Annotated in this window: 21 protein-coding genes; 14 read left to right on the forward strand and 7 right to left on the reverse strand. The window is 31.8% G+C overall.

Annotated features, from left to right (window positions below; translation table 11 throughout):
* Nucleotides 1-169 precede the first annotated feature (169 nt).
* The 3 genes from ACKTTV_RS15870 to recQ all read left to right on the forward strand — a co-directional run bounded on the left by ACKTTV_RS15870 (nucleotide 170) and on the right by recQ (nucleotide 8,377).
* A complete protein-coding gene (locus ACKTTV_RS15870; RefSeq protein WP_408031845.1) occupies nucleotides 170-2,752 on the forward strand; it encodes a T9SS type A sorting domain-containing protein in 2,583 nt (860 codons plus the stop codon).
* Between the two features lie 235 nt (nucleotides 2,753-2,987).
* A complete protein-coding gene (locus tag ACKTTV_RS15875) occupies nucleotides 2,988-6,149 on the forward strand; it encodes a S41 family peptidase (protein WP_408031846.1) in 3,162 nt (1,053 codons plus the stop codon).
* A gap of 125 nt (nucleotides 6,150-6,274) precedes the next feature.
* Nucleotides 6,275-8,377 (forward strand): DNA helicase RecQ, encoded by a 2,103-nt coding sequence (recQ, locus tag ACKTTV_RS15880; RefSeq protein WP_408031847.1) that lies wholly within the window; start codon nucleotides 6,275-6,277, stop codon nucleotides 8,375-8,377.
* 52 nt (nucleotides 8,378-8,429) lie between these two features.
* Here the strand turns inward: recQ and ACKTTV_RS15885 are convergent, their stop codons facing one another.
* Nucleotides 8,430-9,047 (reverse strand): hypothetical protein, encoded by a 618-nt coding sequence (locus ACKTTV_RS15885; protein ID WP_408031848.1) that lies wholly within the window; start codon nucleotides 9,045-9,047, stop codon nucleotides 8,430-8,432.
* Entirely contained in the window at nucleotides 9,031-9,513 is a 483-nt protein-coding gene (locus tag ACKTTV_RS15890; protein ID WP_408031849.1) for an RNA polymerase sigma factor, read from the reverse strand. The genes ACKTTV_RS15885 and ACKTTV_RS15890 overlap by 17 nt, the downstream gene beginning before the upstream one ends.
* A 162-nt stretch (nucleotides 9,514-9,675) precedes the next feature.
* Here ACKTTV_RS15890 and ACKTTV_RS15895 point away from each other — a divergent pair, with 162 nt between their 5' ends.
* The 8 genes from ACKTTV_RS15895 (at nucleotide 9,676) to ACKTTV_RS15930 (ending at nucleotide 13,980) form a co-directional block, all read left to right on the forward strand.
* Nucleotides 9,676-10,182: a GbsR/MarR family transcriptional regulator gene (locus tag ACKTTV_RS15895; protein ID WP_408031850.1), complete on the forward strand. Its 507-nt coding sequence runs from the start codon at nucleotides 9,676-9,678 to the stop codon at nucleotides 10,180-10,182.
* Between the two features lie 38 nt (nucleotides 10,183-10,220).
* Complete coding sequence (locus tag ACKTTV_RS15900; protein ID WP_408031851.1) at nucleotides 10,221-10,574, forward strand: hypothetical protein; 354 nt, start codon at nucleotides 10,221-10,223, stop codon at nucleotides 10,572-10,574.
* Nucleotides 10,571-10,921, forward strand: a complete 351-nt coding sequence (locus ACKTTV_RS15905; RefSeq protein WP_408031852.1) for a hypothetical protein — start codon at nucleotides 10,571-10,573, stop codon at nucleotides 10,919-10,921. Before ACKTTV_RS15900 ends, ACKTTV_RS15905 begins: the two co-directional genes overlap by 4 nt.
* Nucleotides 10,918-11,412: a pyridoxamine 5'-phosphate oxidase family protein gene (locus ACKTTV_RS15910; protein ID WP_408031853.1), complete on the forward strand. Its 495-nt coding sequence runs from the start codon at nucleotides 10,918-10,920 to the stop codon at nucleotides 11,410-11,412. Before ACKTTV_RS15905 ends, ACKTTV_RS15910 begins: the two co-directional genes overlap by 4 nt.
* A gap of 17 nt (nucleotides 11,413-11,429) precedes the next feature.
* A complete protein-coding gene (locus ACKTTV_RS15915) occupies nucleotides 11,430-11,798 on the forward strand; it encodes a hypothetical protein (RefSeq protein WP_408031854.1) in 369 nt (122 codons plus the stop codon).
* Nucleotides 11,799-11,886: 88 nt separating this feature from the next.
* Entirely contained in the window at nucleotides 11,887-12,780 is an 894-nt protein-coding gene (locus tag ACKTTV_RS15920) for a TIGR01777 family oxidoreductase (protein ID WP_408031855.1), read from the forward strand.
* Between the two features lie 3 nt (nucleotides 12,781-12,783).
* Nucleotides 12,784-13,263, forward strand: a complete 480-nt coding sequence (locus ACKTTV_RS15925) for an SRPBCC family protein (RefSeq protein ID WP_408031856.1) — start codon at nucleotides 12,784-12,786, stop codon at nucleotides 13,261-13,263.
* 9 nt (nucleotides 13,264-13,272) lie between these two features.
* Nucleotides 13,273-13,980 (forward strand): YqjF family protein, encoded by a 708-nt coding sequence (locus ACKTTV_RS15930; protein ID WP_408031857.1) that lies wholly within the window; start codon nucleotides 13,273-13,275, stop codon nucleotides 13,978-13,980.
* 18 nt (nucleotides 13,981-13,998) lie between these two features.
* Here the strand turns inward: ACKTTV_RS15930 and ACKTTV_RS15935 are convergent, their stop codons facing one another.
* The 3 genes from ACKTTV_RS15935 to ACKTTV_RS15945 form a co-directional block, all read right to left on the reverse strand.
* Nucleotides 13,999-14,127 (reverse strand): hypothetical protein, encoded by a 129-nt coding sequence (locus tag ACKTTV_RS15935; RefSeq protein ID WP_408031858.1) that lies wholly within the window; start codon nucleotides 14,125-14,127, stop codon nucleotides 13,999-14,001.
* Nucleotides 14,128-14,233: 106 nt separating this feature from the next.
* Nucleotides 14,234-14,740, reverse strand: a complete 507-nt coding sequence (locus tag ACKTTV_RS15940; RefSeq protein ID WP_408031859.1) for a DUF2867 domain-containing protein — start codon at nucleotides 14,738-14,740, stop codon at nucleotides 14,234-14,236.
* A 1-nt stretch (nucleotide 14,741) separates the two neighbouring features.
* Nucleotides 14,742-15,857, reverse strand: coding sequence for an FAD-dependent monooxygenase (locus tag ACKTTV_RS15945; RefSeq protein ID WP_408031860.1), 1,116 nt, complete (start codon nucleotides 15,855-15,857; stop codon nucleotides 14,742-14,744).
* Between the two features lie 76 nt (nucleotides 15,858-15,933).
* Between ACKTTV_RS15945 and ACKTTV_RS15950 the strand changes: the two genes are divergently transcribed.
* Nucleotides 15,934-16,551 (forward strand): TetR/AcrR family transcriptional regulator, encoded by a 618-nt coding sequence (locus ACKTTV_RS15950; protein ID WP_408031861.1) that lies wholly within the window; start codon nucleotides 15,934-15,936, stop codon nucleotides 16,549-16,551.
* 138 nt (nucleotides 16,552-16,689) lie between these two features.
* On the forward strand, nucleotides 16,690-17,424 hold the full coding sequence (locus tag ACKTTV_RS15955) for a thioesterase II family protein (RefSeq protein WP_408031862.1): 735 nt from the start codon (nucleotides 16,690-16,692) through the stop codon (nucleotides 17,422-17,424).
* A gap of 25 nt (nucleotides 17,425-17,449) precedes the next feature.
* On the opposite strand, the gene ACKTTV_RS15960 is transcribed toward ACKTTV_RS15955, so the two are convergent.
* Both ACKTTV_RS15960 and ACKTTV_RS15965 read right to left on the reverse strand, forming a co-directional pair.
* Entirely contained in the window at nucleotides 17,450-17,749 is a 300-nt protein-coding gene (locus tag ACKTTV_RS15960; protein WP_408031863.1) for a hypothetical protein, read from the reverse strand.
* Between the two features lie 55 nt (nucleotides 17,750-17,804).
* Complete coding sequence (locus ACKTTV_RS15965) at nucleotides 17,805-21,251, reverse strand: methylmalonyl-CoA mutase family protein (RefSeq protein WP_408031864.1); 3,447 nt, start codon at nucleotides 21,249-21,251, stop codon at nucleotides 17,805-17,807.
* A gap of 731 nt (nucleotides 21,252-21,982) precedes the next feature.
* On the opposite strand from ACKTTV_RS15965, the gene ACKTTV_RS15970 reads away from it, so the two are divergent.
* Entirely contained in the window at nucleotides 21,983-22,513 is a 531-nt protein-coding gene (locus ACKTTV_RS15970; protein WP_408031865.1) for a DUF4136 domain-containing protein, read from the forward strand.
* Nucleotides 22,514-22,640 lie beyond the last annotated feature (127 nt).

A 22,640-nucleotide genomic window follows, 5' to 3' on the forward strand; every position in this document is an offset into this window, starting at 1 on the left:
TTCAAACGTATCGATATACTTTTAAACATAAGTGTTAAAAATATCATCAAAAGAAAAAGATTTGTAGAGAAATTTTAAAGACCTGTAAAACTCTTGTTTTTCACCTTGTGGTTATACTTTTTAGATTACTTTCGGCTGCTTAACCAAAATAATTATAAAAACACTAATTATGGTGAAAAAACTAAAACTACTATTAGTTTTCTTGTCGTGTACTTATGTTTCTTCGTACGCACAAGATTATCAAAAAATGATTTCAGAAAATAGTCATAGGCTATCCGAAATTCAAGAGGAAGCTGAGAAGTATTTTGAAATCAATGGAACAGGAAAAGGTACTGGATATAAGCAGTACAAACGTTGGGAGTATTTTGCAATGAAACAATTGGATGTGAATGGTTTCGTAAAAGACCCGAACTATTTATTCAATGAACTTGAAGCTCAAAACCAAAGAAGAAATGCAAATTCATCAGATCAAGTTTTGGATAATGGAGCTAGTTGGTCAGAGTTAGGTCCAACTTATTTCAACGAAACAACTGGATGGAATCCAGGTGTTGGAAGAATTTCAAGTTTTGCTGTGGAAAACAAGAATCACGATCACATAATTATTGGTTCTATTGGAGGCGGTATCTGGAAAACCACTGACAAAGGAAGAACGTGGAATTCTTTAACGGATAATCATGGAAACATGTATACCTATTCCTTGGCAATGGAGCAATCAAATACGCAAGTATATTATTGGGGCTCTGCCTTTGGACATGTTTATAAATCAGTAAATGCTGGAGCAACATGGGAAAAGGTTGGAAATGCCGGAAATGGAAGCGTTTTAAAAATTTTAATTCATCCGAAAAACCCAAACGTATTATATGCTTGTAACCAATCAAATGGTTTGTATAAATCTTTTGATGGGGGAGCGTCATGGGATCTAGTTATTCAAGGAAGGTTTTACGATGTAGAATTTGATCCGAATAATACGGATACAATATTTGCATCGTCATTTGGAGTTTATGGAGGTAACGGTGGTTTCTTCAGGTCTACTGATGGAGGAAATACTTTTGTAGAGGATAAAACATTCCCTTTTGGGGCAAAAATGATTGGTGTATCGAAAGCAGATTCTAATATTGTTTATGTATTAGAAGAGAGATGGAGTCGTTTTAATGCTTTATATAAATCAGTAGACAACGGAGTTACTTTTCAGAAATTAGATCACGGTAACAAGAACTACTTTGGTTATGCAGATGATGCTTCTGATAGAAGAGGACAAGCTCCTAGAGATATGGGAATCGCTATATCTCCAACAAACCCAGATGAAGTTCATATTGCTGGGATTAATACATGGAGGTCTATGGACGGAGGTTTGTCATTTACAAACTCTTCACAGTGGACTGTTGAAGGAGCAAAGAACCTAAATATAGGTTATTGTCATGCTGATGTTGATGATTTAGAGTTTGTTGGTAATGATTTATTTGTTGTTACAGATGGAGGTATCTTTTTGAGCGAAGATACAACTAACTTAAATGCTGATTATTACAAAGATTTAACAACTGGTTTAGGAATTAGACAATTCTATAAACTAGGGGTTTCTCAAACAAATCCAGTAGTTATTACAGCCGGTTCTCAAGATAATGGATCTTCTATTTATAGAGGAGGTCGTGAAGCGAGTGATGCTTGGATTGATTGGTTAGGAGCTGATGGAATGGAAGGTTTAATAGACATAAACAATCCTATGGTCGTTTATGGTACAAGTCAGTTTGGAGGTCTGTATAAAACATCTACACAAGGAAATGATTCATTCTGGTGGCAAATGAGAAGAAGCAGTCCTGGACGTGGTAACTGGGTTACACCATTGGAGCAAGATCAAAATGGAGATTTATATTATGGTTCAAGAAGTGTTTATAAATCTGTAGATGGAGCCGATTCATGGCAGCAAATATCGCAAGATTTAGGAAGAAATGCGACCCATGTAAAAATAGCACCGTCAAACCCTGATATTGTTTATGCTTCTATTTATTATGGTAATGGTTGGTACATTCCTGAAGATTTACGAGGAAGAACAAAAATTTACAGAACTCTAAACGGTGGGGCAACTCAAGAATGGAGTAAATTAAAGGGATTTAAAGGTGAGGTAAATAGTATTGCAATTCATCCTACAGATCCAAATAAAATTGCTGTAGCTCTTTCCGGTGCTGAAGAAAAAGTTCTTATAAGCACAGATGGAGGAGGTAGTTGGATTCATTATAGTACTGGTTTACCTAACTTTTCTCCATATGCTCTTGAATGGGATAACAATAAAAGAGATGGTTTATATCTAGGAATGGATTATGGTATTTATTATAGAGATATGAATATGAATGAATGGGAACCATTTTCAAATAACTTACCTAATGTGAGGATAAATGAACTTGAAATTAATTATGCTGATGGTTATTTATATGCTGCAACTTATGGTAGAGGAATTTGGAAATCTCCTAGAGCAAAATATGATGACTCATCAGATGATCACGGAGATTATTTAGATAATATTAAAGTATATCCGAATCCAGTAAAAGGAGAGTATGTTTATATTAAAGGAGATAAAGAAGAAACGGTTGCTATTAGATTATTTAATTCTAAAGGACATATATTAAGATATTTCAATGGTGTTGCTTTAAAAAATGAAGCATATCGTATGTCTATAGCATACCTGCCTAAAGGTATTTACTTTATAAGAATCAATAGTAAAGAAATGGTTGTTACAAAAAAGATAATCATCGAATAGTATTAATAAAATTAAAGCTTTCGTAGGCCGCTCGTTATCGAGCGGCTTTTTTATGTTTTTAAACTCTGCAAATAAGAATGTTCGAACGAAAAGTGTGAAACGTTGAGAAAATGATAAGAAAATATGTAGAAATTACAATTGTTGTACGTGAAACTGTTAAGAATTGTTAATATAATGCTAAATTTTATAGACACTCCGTTGCAATAAAGTAATTTAGTGGCATAAATAATATAAAATGCAATTAAAAAATATAGTTTTAGTTTTACTATTAATGCTTGGAGGGCATGTATTTAGTCAAACATTAATTCGACAACCAAAAATTAGCCCAGACGGGTCACATATTGCGTTCAGTTACCATGGAGACATTTGGGTTTATAACGTAACTAACCAACAAACAAAAAGATTAACAGTTCATCAAGCCTATGAAGGGAACCCTATATGGAATTCAAGTGGGAGTGAACTGGCGTTTTCATCAAATAGAAAAGGAAATACAAATGTTTTCACTGTTCCAGTAGAAGGAGGGCTTCCAAAACAATTAACATTTTATCCAACAACAAACACTCCTTCCGATTGGAGTGGGAAGAATATTATTTTTACAACTAATAGAGTTTTAAAAGGACCCGAATGGGATGCACAAATTTATTCAGTAAATGAAAATGGAGGAACTCCTAAGAGGTTAATCACTGCTTACGGGTTTGCAGCATCGATTTCGCCTGATAAGAATTTGGTATCCTACACAAAAGGAGCATGTAGAATCTCTCGTGAAGATTATTCTGGTTCTGCTCAACGAGATATTTGGGTATATAATAAGAGAGCTAATAAATATCATCAGATAACTACAAGTAATAAAAATGATCACTCATCTCTTTGGGATGGGCAAGGAAACTTATATTATATCGGAGCAAAAAGTGGGAGGTATAATATTTATAAGCAATCTATTTCGAGTACCGGAGAAAAAGAAGGAGAAGCGGTTCAATTAACTTTTCAGAAAGTTGATGGGGTAAGATCGTTTTCAGTGAGTAAAAATGGAACAATAGTTTATACTTCAGGAATCGATACTTATATTTTAGAGAATGGAAATACAAGAAAGCTAGCATTAAACATCCCTTCAGATAATCGTTTTGATATTGAAGAAACCAAAACAACTACATCAAAAGTAAGTAACTACGCTATTTCTCCTGACGGAAAGTTAACAGCATTAGAAATTGAAGGAGAAATTTTCGTAAAGGAAAACGATAAAGAAAAGAAGAATTCTAATAATATTAGTAAAGATTTATTTAATGATAGGCAACCACAATGGATAGATAACAAAACTGTAATTTACCTTTCGGATAGAGATGGGTATTATAATATCTATAGTGCTGTTTCATCAGATACTTTGGTGAAATTATCGAGAAGTTTAACGGTTAAAACAGAGAAATTAACAAAGGCTAAAGTCGATATTAAAAATATCATTGTTTCTCCTGATCAAAAGAAAATAGCGTATACTGAAGGTAGAAGTAAGTTAATTATTGCTGATATTAAAGAAGGTAAAATTAAGAATCCGAAGACTTATTCAGATACTTGGGCATCTGCAGATGGACTTTCATGGAGTCCTGATAGCAAATACATCGCTTACTCTCAGGAAGATTTAAACTTTGATAGTGAAATCTACATTCAATCTGTAGAAGACAGTAAAAAGAAATTTAATGTAAGTATGCATCCAAGAGGAGATAGAAGTCCTGTTTGGAGTGCTGATGGAAAAAAACTCGCCTTTTTATCAAATAGAAGTGGAATCAATTATGATGTTTGGATGGTATGGCTTCAAAAAGAAGATTGGGAAAAAACAAATAGAGATCATGAAGAAGGTGATTACTATGTAAAAGCTGAAGACGAGAAAAAGGATAAAAAGAAAGGTAAAAAAGACAAGAAAAAGAAAGTTACTGTTAAAATAGATGAAGATAAAATTTATGATAGACTTGTTCAAGTAACTTCTCTTTCTGATGATGAGTATAGTTTGGCATTTAATCCAGATAGTGAATTCTTATATTTCTCAGCCACAAATCCAGCCACTACAAAAAGAAGTTTGTATAAAGTGAAATGGGATGGAAGCAAACCTAAAGAAGTTAAAGGAGTAAAAAGAGCTGGTGATTTTACGGAAGTAAAAGGAAAGTTATATTTCTTATCTACTGGTGGAGTTAAAATGTTTAAAGGAAAATCAGATAAAGTTGAAAGTTTTCCTCACAAAGCAACTTACACAATCAACTATAAAGAACAAAGAAAGCAAGTTTTTGAAGAAGGAATTAGAGCATTAACAGCTGGTTTTTATGATCCTGAATTCCATGGATATGATTGGGATGCCTTAGTAAAGAAATACAGACCTTGGGTACTAGCAGCTTCGACTCAACAAGATTATAGCTATATGTTTAATCTTTTATTAGGTCAGTTAAATGCAAGTCATATGGGATATAGAGGAGGTAATCCTGAAAAGGTTAAAAGCGAAAATGTTGGTTTATTAGGATTGGAAGTTTCTGATGTAAATAATGGAGTAAAGGTAGACTATGTTTTAACAAATTCTGTTGCAGACAAATCGAAGAGTAAGTTAAATATTGGAGATGTTATTACTGCAGTAAATGGTCAAGCAATAAAGAAGGGAACCAACTTTTATAGTTTATTAAAAAACTCAAGAGGAAATGAAACTTTAGTGACTTTATCAACTGGAAAAAACGTTGTTTTAAGACCACAACGCTCTTTAAAAAGTTTACAATATGAAGAATGGGTAAATTCAAGAAAAAAGTTAGTAGATGAATATTCGAATGGGCAATTAGGTTATATTCACATTCAAGGAATGAATTTAACAAGTTTTGAAAGATTCGAAAGAGAATTAAAAGCAAGTGGATATGGTAAAAAAGGAATTGTTGTTGATGTTCGTTATAATGGAGGTGGATGGACTACCGATAGATTAATGGCTGTTTTAAATGTTACACAACATGCCTATACAATTCCAAGAGGAGCAACAAATAGCTTAAAGAATCATAAAAACTTTACAGGAAATTATCCTTTTAACGAAAGAGCAATCTTATCCGTTAATACCAAGCCTTTAGTAGCGTTATGTAATGAGAATAGTTACTCAAACGCTGAAATTTTCTCGCATGCATTTAAAAGTTTGAATCTTGGGAAATTGGTAGGGCAACCAACTTTCGGTGCGGTTATTTCTACTGGTGGCCAAAGTTTACAAAATGGATATATTCGTATGCCGTTTAGAGCATGGTATGTAAAGAATTCAGGAGAAAATATGGAGAATGATGCTCCTGCAACACCAGATTATTTAATAAAGAATTTCCCTGGCTGGAAAAGTCGAGGAGAAGATGCACAGCTAAAGAAAGCTGTGGAAGTATTATTAAAAGATATTAATTAATAATACTTAGCCTACTACTATGAAACGAAGATGCTGCCACATCTTCGTTTTTTTTTGTTCTAATTTAGAAGTTTTGAATATACAAAGTAGTTTTATGAGTGTTTCTATTTACCTATTTTTGCTTTATGGTAGAGATTGAGGAAAAAGAATTGCTGGCAAAATTAAAGACCAATTTTGGGTACGATAGTTTTAGACTTGAACAGCAGAAAATAATAGAGAACATTTTAGCTAAAAAAGATACTTTGGTAATTATGCCAACGGGTGGAGGTAAATCCATTTGTTATCAATTACCAGCCTTGTTTTTTAAAGGAATTACTTTAGTAATATCTCCTCTAATTGCTTTAATGAAAGATCAGGTAGATAGTTTGAAAGCGAACGGTATTTCCGCAGCTTTCTTTAATAGTAGCCAATCATCAGAAGAACATGAACAAGTTTTTGATGGAATTGCTAGCGGAAAAATCAGATTATTATACGTAGCTCCTGAAAGTTTACCATTATTACAAAATATTCTAAACCAAAATTACATTAGTTGTATTGCAATTGATGAAGCGCACTGTATTTCATCTTGGGGGCACGACTTTAGGCCTTCATATAAGCAATTAGCTTTTTTAAAAAAATCGTTGCCAGATGTTCCTGTTGTAGCTCTTACGGCCACAGCTGATAAGGCAACTCAGGAAGATATTGTCGATCAATTAGCAATTCCGCATGCTACAAGGTTTATTAGTTCATTTAATAGAGAGAATATTACTTTAGAAGTTCGTCCAGCGAATGATAGAGTAAAACAAATTATTAGCTTTATTGAAGATAGACCGAATCAATGTGGAATCATTTACTGTTTAAGTAGAAAAGCAACGGAGCAATTAGCTGGAAAACTACAGAAAAGTAATATCTCTGCCATTGCCTATCATGCAGGACTTTCCTTTGATGAAAGAGCGAGAGCTCAAGAGGCATTTATAAAGGATGATGTTGAGGTCGTTTGCGCTACAATAGCTTTTGGAATGGGAATCGATAAATCAAATGTACGATGGGTGATTCATTACAATATGCCTAAAAATATTGAAGGTTACTATCAGGAAATAGGACGTTCAGGAAGAGACGGTTTACCGTCGGAGGCATTATTATTTCATAGTTATGCAGATGTAATTCAGTTAAGACAGTTTATTGAAAACACAGGAAATAAGGATGTACAAGAGGCTAAACTAGAACGAATGAAACAATTCGCTGAAGCTACAGATTGTAGGAGAAAGGTTTTGTTGAGTTATTTTGGAGAGCTAATAGAGAAAGATTGTGGTAATTGTGACGTATGTAAGAATCCTCCTAAGTTTTTTGATGGAACAGTGATTGCTCAAAAGGCATTATCGGCAATATATAGACTTAAGGGAAAAGAAGCAATGGGAACTGTTATTGATGTGCTCAGAGGAGCACAAAATGCTGCCGTTTTAGATAAAAATTACCAATCATTAAAAACATATGGAGCAGGAAGAGATATTGCTTGGAGAGATTGGCAACATTATCTAATTCAGCTAATGAATCAAGGATATTGCCAAATAGCTTTTCATTTAAATAATTCGTTACAGTTAACTGAGTTTTCAAAGAAAGTACTTTTTGAGGGAGAAAAAATTAAATTAACAAGTCCTGTTGAAGTTAAAAAAGAAGAAAGAGTTGTTAAAAAGAAGAAGAAAGAGGCTTTGAATAATACTTTATTTGAACGCTTAAGAAAATTGAGATATCGCATAGCGAAAGAGGAAGATATTGCGGCGTATTTGGTTTTTAACGATGCTACTTTAAGAGAAATAGAAAAGAATAGACCCACAACAGATAATGAGTTTTTATCAATCAGCGGAGTAGGTCAACGAAAACTTGAAGTATATGGAGGGGAGTTTATGGAAGAGATTAAAAGCTTTCTGAACGAAAAGAAAAAGAATAAAAAAGATACAACTATAGAAACATATAAGCTATATAATGATGGTTTAACGGTAGAAGAAATTGCTGAAACCCGAAACTTAAAGACAACAACTATTTTTTCACATTTGTCCAAACTGTATTTAGAAGGTAAAGATGTTAGTTTAGATAAATTTATAACGCCTGATATACTTAAAGAAATAGCAAATGCTAAAAAAGTTTTAAAAGGGGAAGTCGCATTAAAGCCATATTTTGAGTTTTTAGGTGAAAAAATACCTTATGAACAAATCAGAATAGGGCTCACAATATTGCAAAAAAAACGCTAGTCTCATTAGCGCTTTTTTGATTATAGATAAACTATTGTGATAAGGTAAATGGTTAGTTTTTTAAGGCTTCCATTTCTTTGATAAGGTCGTCTAGTTTTGAGAATAATGTGCCATATACGAGTTGTGTTGAAATGGCATAAACAGCGTTACAAATTAGGGAAATAATAGTTGCCATAAGGAAACCGATTCCTAAAACTTGTAAGAAGGACATATCTTTTGAAATAAACTTTGACAAAAAACTTTGTTCTTTAATAAAAAAAGCCAATACAAAAATAGATAAGACAGCTAAAGGTAAAATAAAGACAAAAAGTTTTTTTGTAGCTTTTGTAATTGATGCCGTAATTCCTCTATATTCCTTTAAATAAGTTAAGGTATCTGATTTTACATCTAATGTTTTGAAGTTACTTAATAGTTTTCTATTATAAAAGAACAAGCTTAAAATTAAAAGAGCTGCGTAAGATCCAATAACTACTTCAGAAATGGCTGTCATAACAATAAAGATCAGGATTGCCATCGGAATGAGCCCTTTATTGTCAAACTCATAGGTTCTTTTGATACGATGAATAATTGATTTTGATTTTTGATTGTATAGATCATTTATTTTAGGGGCGATCAAGGAATCTTCATTAACAAATGATTCATCCCATATTTTTTTAATTGATTTTTCCATCTAGTAATATTTTTAATTGTTTTTTAATTCTATTTACTCGTACGGCTACGTTATTCGGACTGGTACCTATAATAGAGGCAATTTCCTTATTTGCATTTTCTTCTAGATATAATAAGATAATTGCTCTATCTACTTCCGATAATTTTTTAATAGCATCGTACAACAAGTTCAAATCTTCATTTTGAAAAGCTTTATTTTCCTCTGAATTCTCTGGTATTTTTGAGTCTACAGAACTCGTTCTTACCTTTTTTTTAGTTAGAGTTAAACAAACATTTAAAGCAATTCTATAAATCCATGTAGACCATTTTGACTTATTTTTAAAGGCATTACGACTCTTCCATATTTGTAGGCAAACCTCTTGATAATAATCTTCAAAATCAGGTTCTGAGTCAGTATATGCTCTACATATTTTAATTATAATTCCCGCATGAGGTAAAATAGATGTGTTGTAAAAGTCGTTACTCAAATTGGTTGTTTTAGTATAATTACTTTGTTTCTGCTATCAAAGTAAAGATTATTGATTGTTTATTTAGTTAGTATTTTGAAGAATTCAAATATTACATGAAACTTAAATTATTTTATTTTCAATAATTATTGAAAGTTTTAAAAATAATTGTATATTTGTGGTATGAAGTTAGAAGACGCGAAATTAAAATACATTCATACATGGGGTAGTTTAGCTACTAGTTGGGGAATTAACAAAACAATGGCGCAAGTGCATGCATTGTTATTATCGTCAACAAAACCTTTATCTGCTGATGAAATTATGGAAATATTGAAAATTTCAAGGGGAAATGTGAACATGAATGTTAGAGCATTAATCGATTGGGGAATTGTTCGAAAAGAGATTGTCGTAGGTGAGCGTAAAGAATTTTTTGTAGCAGATAAAGATATATGGGAGTTGTTCAAGCAGGTGACAAAAGAAAGAAAGAGAAGGGAAGTAGAACCTGTTTTGAAAGTTTTGGAAGAATTAAAAGAGGGAGTAGAAGAAAACTCTGAAGAAGCAGAGGAATTTAAAAAGTTAATGAATGACCTAGCAAATGTAACCAATACAGTAAATAGCATTTTAGATAAGGCAATAAAAGCTGATGAGCATTGGTTATTATCTAATTTGACTAGAATAGTTAAAAAATAAAAAATTTTACAATTAAACTTTCAAAAATTTCTGAAACTATGAAAAATACAATTAAAATATTTACTTACATAAATAGGTTTTTGATGATTATTACTTGTGCTTTATTTTTAACTATAATGGGAGGAATGCTAGCTGAGATACTGTTAGGAGGCTTTCATGTAATTTCTGCGCTTATACTTTTTGTATTCTGGAAACATCTAGACAATTTAGAACGTAAACGAATTTGTGCATACATTTTTACAACAACTATCTATCTTTTTTTGTTTTTATACTTTGATCTTTTAAATAGACCAGAGTTTTATGAGACGTTTCTTTGGGTAATACTTATTCCAATGAGCTTGGCAGCTTATTACACATATATTCTTGAAAACTTAAAGAAACGAATGTTATGACAAATATTGTATATGCAATCTACCTTTTGCTGTCTTTTGTAGTTGTTCTTTATATTGGGAATGAATGCTATCAAAATGGAAAGATTTATATCAATAACTACTTTCCTAAAAACACAGCATTGGCAAATGCAATCAATAATACCTTACTCATTTCTTATTACTGTTTAAACCTTGGTTTGTCCATATGGAATTTGAGTACAATCGATGAGGTTTTTACAATTGAACAAACCATATTGCAAATAGCATTAAAGCTAAGTTCTATCATTTTAATAGTAGGGACCCTCCATCACATTAATCTCTATGCAATTTACCGAATACATAAAAAATTTAAAACTTATAAAAGATGAAACTAAATCTACAAACACAGTGGTCTTTAATTAAAGAACATATAAAAAAGAACAGACAAAAAAATATGTTTGTTTCAATAGCCTCGGTGAACGCTGACAATGAACCAACAATAACACCAATTGGTTCGCTATTTCTTAATAATGATTGTACAGGATTTTACTTTGAAAAGTTTGCTTCAAAACTTGGACAGAATGCACCTAATAACAAAAGTATATGTGTGCTTTCGGTAAATAATGGAAGGTGGTTTTGGTTAAAGTCTTTGTTTAAAGGACGATTCGATTCTTATCCGGGAGTTAAATTATATGGCGAATTAGGTAAAAAAAGGGAAGCAACAGAAAGAGAAATGAGAGCAATGCAAAGACGTGTACGTGGAGCAAAAGGTTTAAAGGGGCACGATTATCTCTGGAAAGAGATGAGTCAAATACGTGAAATAACCTTTACAAAAGCAGAAGCAATTAACCTGGCAAAAATGACGAGAAATTTAAAATAACAATAAATCTTAATATTATGAATACTTCACTTGAATTAATAGCCTATTTGATCTATTTACCAGTAGCTATTGCGCTAACAACTTTTGTCTCTCAACAGTTATTTAAGAATAGTAAAATATTTATGCTCGATATTTTCAATCAAAAGCAGGAAATAGCTCTGGCAACGAATAAATTATTTAAAATTGGTTTTTACTTATTAAACATTGGTTTCGCTTTACGAATTATCCATGTATATAATATTTCTAGCTATAAACGTCTTGTTGAAACTTTAAGTGAAAAGATTGGTGGTTTTACTATTTACTTAGGAGTGACAATGGTCTTTTTTATCATATTTTTTCTTAAAGGTCGCAGGGCTAGTAAAAGTCAATTGGAACAAACAATGTAAAACTATTTTCATGGAACAAGTTAAGATAAATCTCAACTCAAAGGAGGTGTTTATCGGAAGTTACATGTAAGTAATAAAAAATGAACAGATGAAAATTATAATCGCTGGAGGTACTGGATATTTGGGAAAGTTGCTAATTGAATATTACAAAAGAGATAAAGAAAATCAAATTTATGTTTTAACAAGATCTCATAAGTTGGATGATGATAATGTTCGCTATTTAAATTGGAACGGAGTTACAGTTGGGTATTGGGTTTCGTTTTTAGAAAATTCAGATGTATTGATAAATTTATCGGGGAAGTCTGTAAACTGTAGATACACCGAATCAAACAAGAGAGAAATTTACAATAGTAGATTATTATCCACCGATTTATTATGTAGAGTTGTTAAACATCTTAATAAACCGCCAAAAGTATTTATTCAGTCATCTTCAGCGACTATATATGAACATTCAGAAAATAAATTCATGACAGAATCGAAAGGGAATATCGGAATAGATTTTTCTATGGATGTATGCAAAAAATGGGAAAAAGTATTTAATAATTACAATTTGGCTCAAACTAAAAAGATTATTACCCGAACTTCAATTGTTTTAGGTAATAAAGGGGGAGCTTTTCCTTTAATGAAGAAAATGACTAGTATTGGACTTGGAGGAAAACAAGGGAGAGGAACCCAATATGTTAGTTGGATATCTGAAGATGATTATGTGAAGGCAATTGATTTTTTAATTAATAAAGAAGAAGGAGTGTATAATGTTTGCTCTCCAAACCCCATTACCAATAGATTGTTTCAAAACTTACTACGTAAAAAAATGAAGGTTCCTTTTGGCTTAAACCTTCCAAAGATGGTTTTGAATTTAGGAGCGATAATAATGGGAACTGAAACGGAATTATTATTGAAAAGTAGGAAAGTATTTCCTGAAAAGTTACTAAAGTTAGGATTCAATTTTCAAACGGTATCTTTTAATGAATTTAAAATATAGTAGATGCCTACAATTACGTTATTAACTCGAATACAAGCGGACAAATCAATTGTTTTCAATCTTTCGCGGAGCATAGAATTACATTTGATTTCGTCAAAGAAAAATAAAGAGAAGGTTGTAGGAGGAAGGAAAAGTGGATTAATAGAATTGGGAGAAACAGTGACATGGAGAGCCAAGCACTTAGGTGTTTATCAAAATTTTACTTCAAAGATTATTGGATGTGAAACGGACAAATATTTTGCAGATGAAATGACTTCTGGAGCTTTTGAGAGTTTTAAGCATGAACATTATTTTTTTGAAAAGAACGATTGCACATTTCAAATTGATGTATTAGAATTTAAATCGCCTTTTGGTGTTCTTGGAAAACTTGTGGATTTCCTTTTTTTGAAAACGTACATGGCAAATTTTTTAAAGAAAAGAAATGAAACAATAAAAGAATATGCTGAAAGTGAAAAATGGAAGGAAATAGTATTAATAGCCTAAATTTATAGTATGAGTTTTTTAAAAGCAGAATGGAGAAAATTGGTAATGATAAATTATAAAGTAACTCCCGAATTATTAAAATCATATGTTCCTGTAGGAACTGAATTAGATTTTTTTCAGGGTAATTGCTATGTAAGTTTGATAGGTTTTATGTTTAAAAACACCAAGTTACTTGGAGTTAAAATTCCATTTCATACAAATTTTGAAGAAGTAAATTTACGTTTCTATGTGAAACGAAAAGATAAAAATGTATGGAAAAGGGGAGTAGTATTTATTAAAGAAATTGTACCGAAACCGGCAATTACCTTTGTAGCGAATACCATATATAATGAAAACTATCAAACCCTTCCAATGAAACATTCATGGAAAATAGATAACAATAATATTGAGGTAGATTATTTATGGAAAAGTAGTTCTAGCTGGAACAGTATATCGGTTTTAGCAGAAAATACGTTAATTGATATAGAGAAAGATTCAGAAGTGGAGTTTATAGCCGAGCACTATTGGGGATATGCAAAACATAAATTAAAAACTAATGAATATGAAGTTGTGCATCCATCATGGAAATACTATCCTGTAGTTGAATGGAAAATCGATGTCAATTTTAAAGAAACTTATGGAATTGACTTCAAATTTCTTAAAGAAACGACACCAGCTTCGGTTTTTTTACTTGAGGGATCTGAAATTTCTGTTGAAAATAAAATCGAAATGATCTAGACTATTTCGATTTATAATTTAAAAAGTTTCAACGATAATAACACCATTTGCACCTCTTGATCCATAGGTTGCGGCTTCAAGACCTTTTAAAAAACGTATTTGTTTCATAGTTGCTGGTACAATTTCATCAAAAAAACTTTGATTCACTGTGGAGCTATTAAGGACAAAAAGAGATGTTGAACTATTATCTAAAGTATTATATTTAACAATATAAGTGATTGGAAAGCCTTCTTTTATTGGTTTTGCTTATAATTTAAGAACTAAAAGCGTTGGCAACCATTCTCTTTACAACAATACGATGAAATGGTTTAATTATAGTCATATATATTTTCCCTTTCAGATTATTGTATTCAACTAATGTAGTAACCTTAACATTATATTGTTCTAACGTTTGTCTGGCTATAATTACTCGAAAATTTAAATGAGAGTCGTTTAAACCTAAAATACATTCAGCACCTTCCAAATCATAAATTTTAAAAAAGCCTACATAACCACCAATTTTGAAATCATTATTATAGTCTTCTGGAACACTATTTTTTAGTCCTACTATTGCCGCTAGTTTATTTCTTATAGAAAATAAAGTATCAATCCATTTTGGTGAATAATTGAAAATTAACTGCGTGATTTCTTTAATGCTATTACTATGATTTGTAGTTGAAAAAGTGTCGCTAAAGTCAATTAATTTAAGTAACTCTTGGTGTTTTTTCTTTAAACTAACAGGTTCTTCAACTACTTTTCTAAAGGAATTTGTTGTACCCATTTTAATTAAAGATGTTTTCTAGTTGTTTTTGACCTACACTTGATGGAGTTAATTTCATGATAGTATCTCTTAATGTAACTAAAATAGGATTGCTTAAATGGGAAATTTTACCAATTCTCCAGCTATTTTTTACAATAGTACTGGCTTTTGAATAACGTTCTTGTTGGTATTCTGAAAAAGCATTTTTAATATTTTCAGTACTTAATTTTTCAGAAAGTACATAAGCATCTTCGATCGCTTGACAGGCGCCTTGTCCCATATTGGGTGTTGTGGCATGAGCAGCGTCTCCCAGGAGACAGATTGAATTGTAATACCAATTTTTCATGGGGAGTAAATCTTCAATTTGAGCGTAATGAATGGAATTTTGAGGTGTTGATTTAATAAGCTCTGTTACTAAAGGGTTAAAGTTCTTAAACATGTTATTAAAATCGAATATTGGCTTTTCATTTGAAGGGGTGCTTTTTAAAGCATACCAATAGACTTTTTCATTATCAATAGGAACAAAACCAAAACGAACTTTCTTTCCCCAAGCTTCCAATAACTTGTTTTGTTGAAAAGTACTTAATTTAAAAGAAGTAACACCACGCCAACATGCTTGATGCCCATTTCTAATGTTTGAATTTGGAAATATGTAATGTCTAACTTTAGATCGCAAACCATCAGCTCCAATTAGCATTTTTCTTTTGATAACATCTCCATTTTGAAATGTTAATTCATACTCGTCTTTTAGCTTGTTAATAGATTTTAACTTCTTACCAAGATGGATTTGTGTAGTAGATAAGTTTTTCAATAAAATATTTTGAAGTTGGGCTCTATGTATGGCAATAGTTTTTGTTTGAAACTTGCTTTTTAAATTAGAGAAATCTGTTTTTGATAAGATGTCAAAACTCGGATTGGTAATGTTCATCTCTGATAACTCAATTCCATGATGTTCTATTTGCTCATGAATACCCAAATGAGTGTAGACTTTCATAGCATTAATAGCTAAAATAATTCCGGCACCAATAGGTTGAAATGATTCAGCTTGCTCGTAAATTTCAACATTAAAGCCTTTTTTTTCTAATAGAAGAGCTAAGGTTAGTCCTCCAATACCCCCTCCAATGATAGTGTGTTTCATAGTTTTAAATAAATTAGGTCAAAGTTACTAAAAAAATATTTATTAGGTCAACTATACTAATTTTTATATTTGCAAAATGGGAAAAACAAAAGATAGAATATTAGAAACGGCCATATTTCTTTTTAATGAACAAGGACTATCAAAGGTAACTTTAAGAACAATCGCAGCGGAAATGGGAATAAGTCAGGGAAATTTGAATTATCATTTTAAAAAACGGGAGGATATAATTGAAACGATATACTTTGAAATGGTAAAGCAAATAAATAAAGAAATAGAATTATTAATTACTAATAAAATAGAGCTTAAATTGTTGTTTAACCTAAATAGAACAATAGCCCATATCTTTTATGAATATAGATTTTTTATGCTCGATTTCATGCAAATAATGCGGGAACATAGTAAAATAAAGAAACATTATGTTTTATTAACAAGAATTAGAGAGCAACAATTTTTAGAGATATTTAATGATCTAATTTCGAGAGATTTTGTAAGAGAAGAGCAGCTGGAAAACGAATATTTGAATTTGTACAAGCGCATACAAATTATTGGCGATTTTTGGTTTTCACATGCAAGTATCGAATCACAGTTAAATCCTAGTAAGATAAGTTTTAATAATGAGCTAATTATGCAAACTGTTTTCCCATATCTCACAGATAAAGGGAAAGACGAATTTTTTACCTATACAAAAGGTTAGCTTTTATCAATAATATAAATACCGGAATTCGCCTTAATTTAAAAATACAGATTTAAAGGTAGCATTATCTGTTAATTTTTATTGACTCCATTAAAAAAACAGTAAGTTCGCGGCGAAAACAATCTAAGCAAATAATTTATGAAAATCATAGCCTTGCCATTCGCAGGAGGCAATATATATAGCTTCAAAGAACTTGAAAAATACGTTCCTAATACTATTGAGTGGGTGACTTTAGAGTTACCGGGAAGAGGAAATAGATTTGGTCAACCAATTCTTGAAGACATAGACTCAATGGTAAATGATCTATTCTCCCAATTAAAACCACATTTAAACGAGGAACCTTACATGATTTATGGTCATAGTTTAGGTACATTATTAGGGTATGAATTAACAAAAATGTTAGTGAAATTTAAATGTCAATTACCAGAATGTTTATATTTTACAGGTAGGGGAGCACCAGGAACCCAGAAAATAGAAAAAAAGTCTGAGCTACCTAAAGATAAATTTTGGAAGCAAGTGGAAGAAATGGGAGGTTTACCAAGTGAGATTTTAGAGCACGAGGAACTTTTAGAGTTACAATATCCTATTTTAAAGGCGGATTTTAAAGCGCTAGAAGAATACAACTATGAACCTATGAATACTCCGTTTTCAATACCAATATTTATTTGTATGGGGGAAGATGAAATTGGTGAAGGCAAGAATAAAACTCTATTGACTTCTATTAGGGCATGGGGTAACGAAACCAAGTTTCTGCAAAAATTGGAATGTATTCCAGGTAACCACTTTTTTATTTTAGCTCATCCAAAGGAGATTATAGTAAAAATCGTTGACGCATTTCAAAAGTCGGTAAAAAGTCCTACACTAATTATATGATGAAAACTGTCAAGCTATATTTTAATTATCCAATGAAGGATAACAGTGTATGAATGGCTAAAACAGGGTATAAAACAATACCTGCATAAATTTGATAGTTTTTTTCCTCTTTATTAATTAATGAGATAATAAGGAAAGAAACTCCAATAATTAACGTAATTATATTTATTACAGACAATACTTGAAGGTTTCTACCAAAAGTATTTTGATCTTCAATTAGCGGATTAAATGAAGAGATAAGAAAAGTAAGTGTCGCTTGTGTTATAAAAGTATAGATAAGACATCTAAAACTCCATTTCTTAAAGTTAATCGGAGCATTTTTCATAGCATAAATTTTTTAAATAAAGAGCACCTATCTAAAAAGGTGCTCTTTATGTTAATTACATATTTCTTCTATATTGACCTCCTACTTCAAATAAAGCAGAAGTAATTTGACCTAAGGAACATACCTTAGAGGCATCCATCAATTTTTCAAATATATTTTCATTCTGAACTGCAGCTTGTTGTATAGATTTTAATTGATCTAAAACCTTTTGTTTGTTTGCTTCATTCAGGTTTTCTTTTGTTTTAATTTGGAATAACTTTTCTTCTTCTGTAGCTCTGATGACTTCCTGTGGAGTAACCGTAGGAGAGCCTTTAGAACTTAAGAAGGTGTTTACACCAATAATAGGGAATTCCCCAGTATGTTTTAATGTTTCGTAATACAAGCTCTCTTCTTGAATTTTCGAGCGCTGATACATGGTTTCCATAGCTCCTAATACACCACCACGTTCCGTTATTCTATCGAACTCTGTAAGTACCGCTTCTTCAACTAAATCAGTTAACTCTTCAATAATAAATGATCCCTGAATTGGGTTTTCATTTTTAGCTAATCCAAGCTCTTTATTGATAATTAACTGAATAGCCATAGCACGACGCACTGATTCTTCAGTTGGAGTTGTAATAGCTTCGTCATAAGCATTTGTGTGAAGCGAGTTACAGTTGTCGTAAATAGCGTATAAAGCTTGTAATGTAGTTCTAATATCATTAAAGTCTATTTCCTGAGCATGCAACGAACGCCCAGAAGTTTGAATATGATACTTTAACATTTGAGCTCTTGGATTTGCACCGTATTTATATTTTAAAGCTTTTGACCAAATTTTACGAGCAACTCTACCGATTACCGCATATTCTGGGTCAATACCATTTGAGAAAAAGAAAGATAAGTTAGGACCAAACTTGTTAATGTCCATTCCTCTCGATAAATAGTATTCTACATAAGTAAATCCATTAGCTAAAGTTAATGCCAGCTGAGTAATTGGGTTCGCCCCAGCCTCAGCAATATGGTATCCAGAGATTGAAACGGAATAAAAGTTACGTACATTTTTTTCAATGAAATACTCCTGAACATCTCCCATTAAACGTAGAGCAAATTCTGTTGAGAAAATACAAGTGTTCTGAGCCTGATCTTCTTTTAATATATCCGCTTGAACAGTACCACGAACTTGTGATAATGTAGTTGCTTTAATTTCATTATAAACTTCTACAGGCAAAACTTGATCTCCTGTAATACCTAATAGTAATAAACCTAAACCATCATTTCCTTCAGGAAGCTCACCATTATATCTAGGTCTTTCAATTCCCTTGCTATCATACAGCTCTTTAAGTTTAGCTTCCACTTGACTTTCAAGACCATTTTCTTTGATATACTTCTCACAGTTTTGGTCAATAGCTGCATTCATAAAGAATCCTAACAGCATTGGAGCAGGACCATTAATAGTCATGGAAACCGAAGTCATTGCATGACTCAAATCGAAACCAGAATATAACTTTTTAGCATCGTCTAAACAACAAATGGAAACACCTGCATTTCCAATTTTTCCATAAATATCAGGTCTATGTCCAGGGTCATTTCCGTATAAAGTAACCGAATCAAAAGCTGTAGATAAACGCTTTGCTGGCATACCTAAACTAACGTAGTGAAAACGTCTATTTGTACGTTCAGGACCACCTTCTCCTGCAAACATCCTTGTAGGATCTTCTCCAGTTCTCTTGAAAGGGTATAATCCAGAGGCGTATGGGAATTCACCAGGAACATTTTCTTGCAAGTTCCAGCGAAGTAAATCACCCCAAGCTTTATACTTTGGTAATGCAACCTTTGGTATATCCGAATGAGAAAGAGATTTGGTATGGGTTTCAATTTTTATTTCTTTATCGCGAACCTTAAAAGTGTAAATAGGATCTTTATATTTTTTAACTTTAGTATCCCAATTCAAAATGATTTCCCAATTGTATGGGTCAAGATTCATTTTAACACGATCGAATTCTTTAATCAATAAAGACAAGAACTGTTTATCATCCTCATTTGTAGAAAAAGCAAGAATTTCTTCTTCGTTGATTCCAGATTTATCTAGATATGACGTTTCTGTTTTGTCGATATTAGCAACAGAAAGAATAGTTTGATAAATTCCATAAAGTTTCTGAGCTACTTTTTCTTGTTCATCAACTTTTTTATCGTAAGCTCTATTATTTTCAGATATTTCTGATAAATACCTTGTTCTAGCAGGTGGAATAACAAATATCTTTTCAGACATTTCTTTTGTTATTTCAAAAGTAGACTCTAAGTCTGCTCCAGTTTTCTCAACAACTTTGTCCATAATAGCTTTATACAAAGAGTTCATTCCTGGATCATTAAATTGAGAAGCAATCGTTCCGAATACAGGCATTTCATCCATTGGGGTATCCCAAAGATCATTATTACGCATGTATTGTTTCTTTACATCTCTAAGTGCATCTAAAGCTCCTCTTTTATCAAATTTGTTAATAGCAACTAAATCCGCAAAATCAAGCATGTCTATTTTTTCCAATTGAGTTGCAGCACCAAATTCGGGCGTCATAACATATAAAGAAGTATCAGAATGTTCAATAATTTCCGTATCTGATTGCCCAATACCAGAAGTTTCTAGTATAATCAAATCAAACTCGGCAGCTTTTAGTACTTCGACTGCTTCGTTTACATATTTTGATAAAGCTAAATTAGATTGACGTGTAGCCAAAGATCGCATATAAACTCTAGAATTGTTTATAGCATTCATGCGAATACGATCACCTAATAAAGCACCTCCAGTTTTACGCTTTGACGGGTCTACTGAAATTAAACCTACAGTTTTATTAGGAAAATCTATTAGAAATCTTCGTACTAGCTCGTCAACAAGGCTTGATTTTCCAGCCCCACCTGTACCTGTAATACCTAATACAGGGGTTTTTGACGTTTTATTTTTCTCATGAATAGTTTCAAGAGTAGTTTTAGCTATGTCAGGAAAGTTTTCGGCAGAAGAAATAATTCTGGCAATACTTCCTATTCTTTTTTCGGTAAGCGTTTCAATTTCTCCATTTAAAGCATCGCCTATAGGAAAGTCAGATTTCTGAACTAAATCGTTAATCATTCCTTGTAAGCCTAGCTCTCGACCATCGTCAGGTGAATATATTCTGGTAATCCCATAGTCCATTAATTCTTCTATCTCTTCTGGAAGAATTACACCACCACCACCGCCAAAGATTTTAATATGATCTGCACCTTTTTCCTTTAGTAGGTCATACATATATTTAAAATACTCATTATGTCCCCCTTGGTAAGATGTCATTGCTATAGCATTAGCATCTTCTTGAATTGCACAGTTAACAACTTCTTCAACACTTCTATCATGTCCGAGGTGAATTACTTCAACCCCAGTTGATTGAATAATTCGTCTCATAATATTAATAGCTGCATCGTGTCCATCAAATAAAGATGCGGCAGTTACAATTCTTACTTTGTGTTTAGGTTTATAAGGAGTTATTTGTTCCATTCGTAATTTAGGTTGAATAATAGGACTGCAATTTACGGAAAACTTAAAAAAAAACGGAATTTTTTGAAAATTATATATAATTAATAAAAGACCAAAATTTTCTGTTATTCAAATAGTTAAGGTTTCCTTCGTTTAAATAAGCTTCTTTTTCAAAGCTTATATTCTTGTAAGCCAATGCAGTATTTTGGTATTTAATTAATTTAACAAACCATTCAAGTACATAAAAAACAAAGAAAAAAATAACCAAGGTCTCTTGCTGTTGTTTTAAATGAATTTGTTCATGGTTAATCAAAAAAATATCTTTTTTTAGTTCATCTTTCTTTAAAAAAATAAAAGGGTAGATAGCCAAACCAACAAAACCGTTGGGGACAAGATATTTTGAAATAAGTATCACGTGCCAAAAGTACTTATAATTTGCGAGTAATGTGATTACTACAGATTAAATTTTCAAATTAATCGTTTAAATAATAAAACAATTGAAAAAATTAACTTTTTGGCATGTTTATTGATGTGTTTTTAACACATTTAGACGTTCTTTTTTGAGTTTTTTCAAGAAATGATTGTTTTGTTGTATATTATGTAAAAGAAGTTGTTCCGCTATAGAACTAATTTTGTAAATGCTAGTTATGAAAGGCTTCCGAAAATCAGATGAACGAATGTCCAACAGTTTCTGATAAAATTTGTGTATTCCATGCGAATTTCTAATCAGAAAACCTTTAAATATATAAAAGATGAAACTATCAAAGTTACTATTCATACCCATGTTAGCGTTACTGTTTACTTCATGTAGTTCAGTAAGAGTATCTACCGATTATGATACTAAAGCAGACTTTGCAAAATATAAAACATTTGCATTTTATAAGACAGGAATTGATAAAGCTCCTATTAATGATTTGGATAAAAAAAGAATTCTTAGAGCGGTAGAAGCTGAGTTATTGGCAAAAGGAATGACAAAATCTTCAGCTCCTGATATATTAATAAGTTTGTTTACCAAATCAAGAGAAAGAATTAATGTTAACGACAATAGATTTGGAGGCTTCTGGTATCCTTGGTACTATGGACCAAATCTTGTTACTGTTTCTCAACATACTGAGGGAACTTTATTTATTGATTTGTTAGATGCAAGTAATAAGGAACTTATTTGGCAAGGAGTTGGAACGGGAGCTCTTAATATGAGAAATGTAGAACAAAGAGAGGAACGAATCAAAGAATTTGTAAATAAAATAATGGCTGAATACCCTCCTGGGAGCCAAAAACGATAATGTGTTTTTTTATATAAGGGGATGAAAGAGGAGTTTTAACCGAGGTTGAACTCCTCTTTCTGTATTTAATAAATTATCGTTTTCTGTAACAAAAGAGAAAAGCAAGCTTCTAACAATAAACTTTTGA

It is taken from the genome of Tenacibaculum xiamenense, assembly GCF_964513065.1.
Taxonomy (GTDB): domain Bacteria; phylum Bacteroidota; class Bacteroidia; order Flavobacteriales; family Flavobacteriaceae; genus Polaribacter; species Polaribacter xiamenense.

What these genes read in the sequence shown, in the direction of transcription:
- ACKTTV_RS15945 (WP_408031860.1), bottom strand. Translation starts at nt 15,857, where the DNA reads ATGAAACACACTATCATTGGAGGGGGTATTGGAGGACTAACCTTAGCT.
- ACKTTV_RS15870 (WP_408031845.1), top strand. Translation starts at nt 170, where the DNA reads ATGGTGAAAAAACTAAAACTACTATTAGTTTTCTTGTCGTGTACTTAT.
- ACKTTV_RS15940 (WP_408031859.1), bottom strand. Translation starts at nt 14,740, where the DNA reads ATGGGTACAACAAATTCCTTTAGAAAAGTAGTTGAAGAACCTGTTAGT.
- ACKTTV_RS15925 (WP_408031856.1), top strand. Translation starts at nt 12,784, where the DNA reads ATGCCTACAATTACGTTATTAACTCGAATACAAGCGGACAAATCAATT.
- ACKTTV_RS15915 (WP_408031854.1), top strand. Translation starts at nt 11,430, where the DNA reads ATGAATACTTCACTTGAATTAATAGCCTATTTGATCTATTTACCAGTA.
- ACKTTV_RS15965 (WP_408031864.1), bottom strand. Translation starts at nt 21,251, where the DNA reads ATGGAACAAATAACTCCTTATAAACCTAAACACAAAGTAAGAATTGTA.
- ACKTTV_RS15895 (WP_408031850.1), top strand. Translation starts at nt 9,676, where the DNA reads ATGAAGTTAGAAGACGCGAAATTAAAATACATTCATACATGGGGTAGT.
- ACKTTV_RS15960 (WP_408031863.1), bottom strand. Translation starts at nt 17,749, where the DNA reads ATGAAAAATGCTCCGATTAACTTTAAGAAATGGAGTTTTAGATGTCTT.
- ACKTTV_RS15900 (WP_408031851.1), top strand. Translation starts at nt 10,221, where the DNA reads ATGAAAAATACAATTAAAATATTTACTTACATAAATAGGTTTTTGATG.
- ACKTTV_RS15905 (WP_408031852.1), top strand. Translation starts at nt 10,571, where the DNA reads ATGACAAATATTGTATATGCAATCTACCTTTTGCTGTCTTTTGTAGTT.
- ACKTTV_RS15930 (WP_408031857.1), top strand. Translation starts at nt 13,273, where the DNA reads ATGAGTTTTTTAAAAGCAGAATGGAGAAAATTGGTAATGATAAATTAT.
- ACKTTV_RS15955 (WP_408031862.1), top strand. Translation starts at nt 16,690, where the DNA reads ATGAAAATCATAGCCTTGCCATTCGCAGGAGGCAATATATATAGCTTC.
- ACKTTV_RS15875 (WP_408031846.1), top strand. Translation starts at nt 2,988, where the DNA reads ATGCAATTAAAAAATATAGTTTTAGTTTTACTATTAATGCTTGGAGGG.
- ACKTTV_RS15885 (WP_408031848.1), bottom strand. Translation starts at nt 9,047, where the DNA reads ATGGAAAAATCAATTAAAAAAATATGGGATGAATCATTTGTTAATGAA.
- ACKTTV_RS15920 (WP_408031855.1), top strand. Translation starts at nt 11,887, where the DNA reads ATGAAAATTATAATCGCTGGAGGTACTGGATATTTGGGAAAGTTGCTA.
- ACKTTV_RS15970 (WP_408031865.1), top strand. Translation starts at nt 21,983, where the DNA reads ATGAAACTATCAAAGTTACTATTCATACCCATGTTAGCGTTACTGTTT.
- ACKTTV_RS15910 (WP_408031853.1), top strand. Translation starts at nt 10,918, where the DNA reads ATGAAACTAAATCTACAAACACAGTGGTCTTTAATTAAAGAACATATA.
- ACKTTV_RS15950 (WP_408031861.1), top strand. Translation starts at nt 15,934, where the DNA reads ATGGGAAAAACAAAAGATAGAATATTAGAAACGGCCATATTTCTTTTT.
- recQ (WP_408031847.1), top strand. Translation starts at nt 6,275, where the DNA reads ATGGTAGAGATTGAGGAAAAAGAATTGCTGGCAAAATTAAAGACCAAT.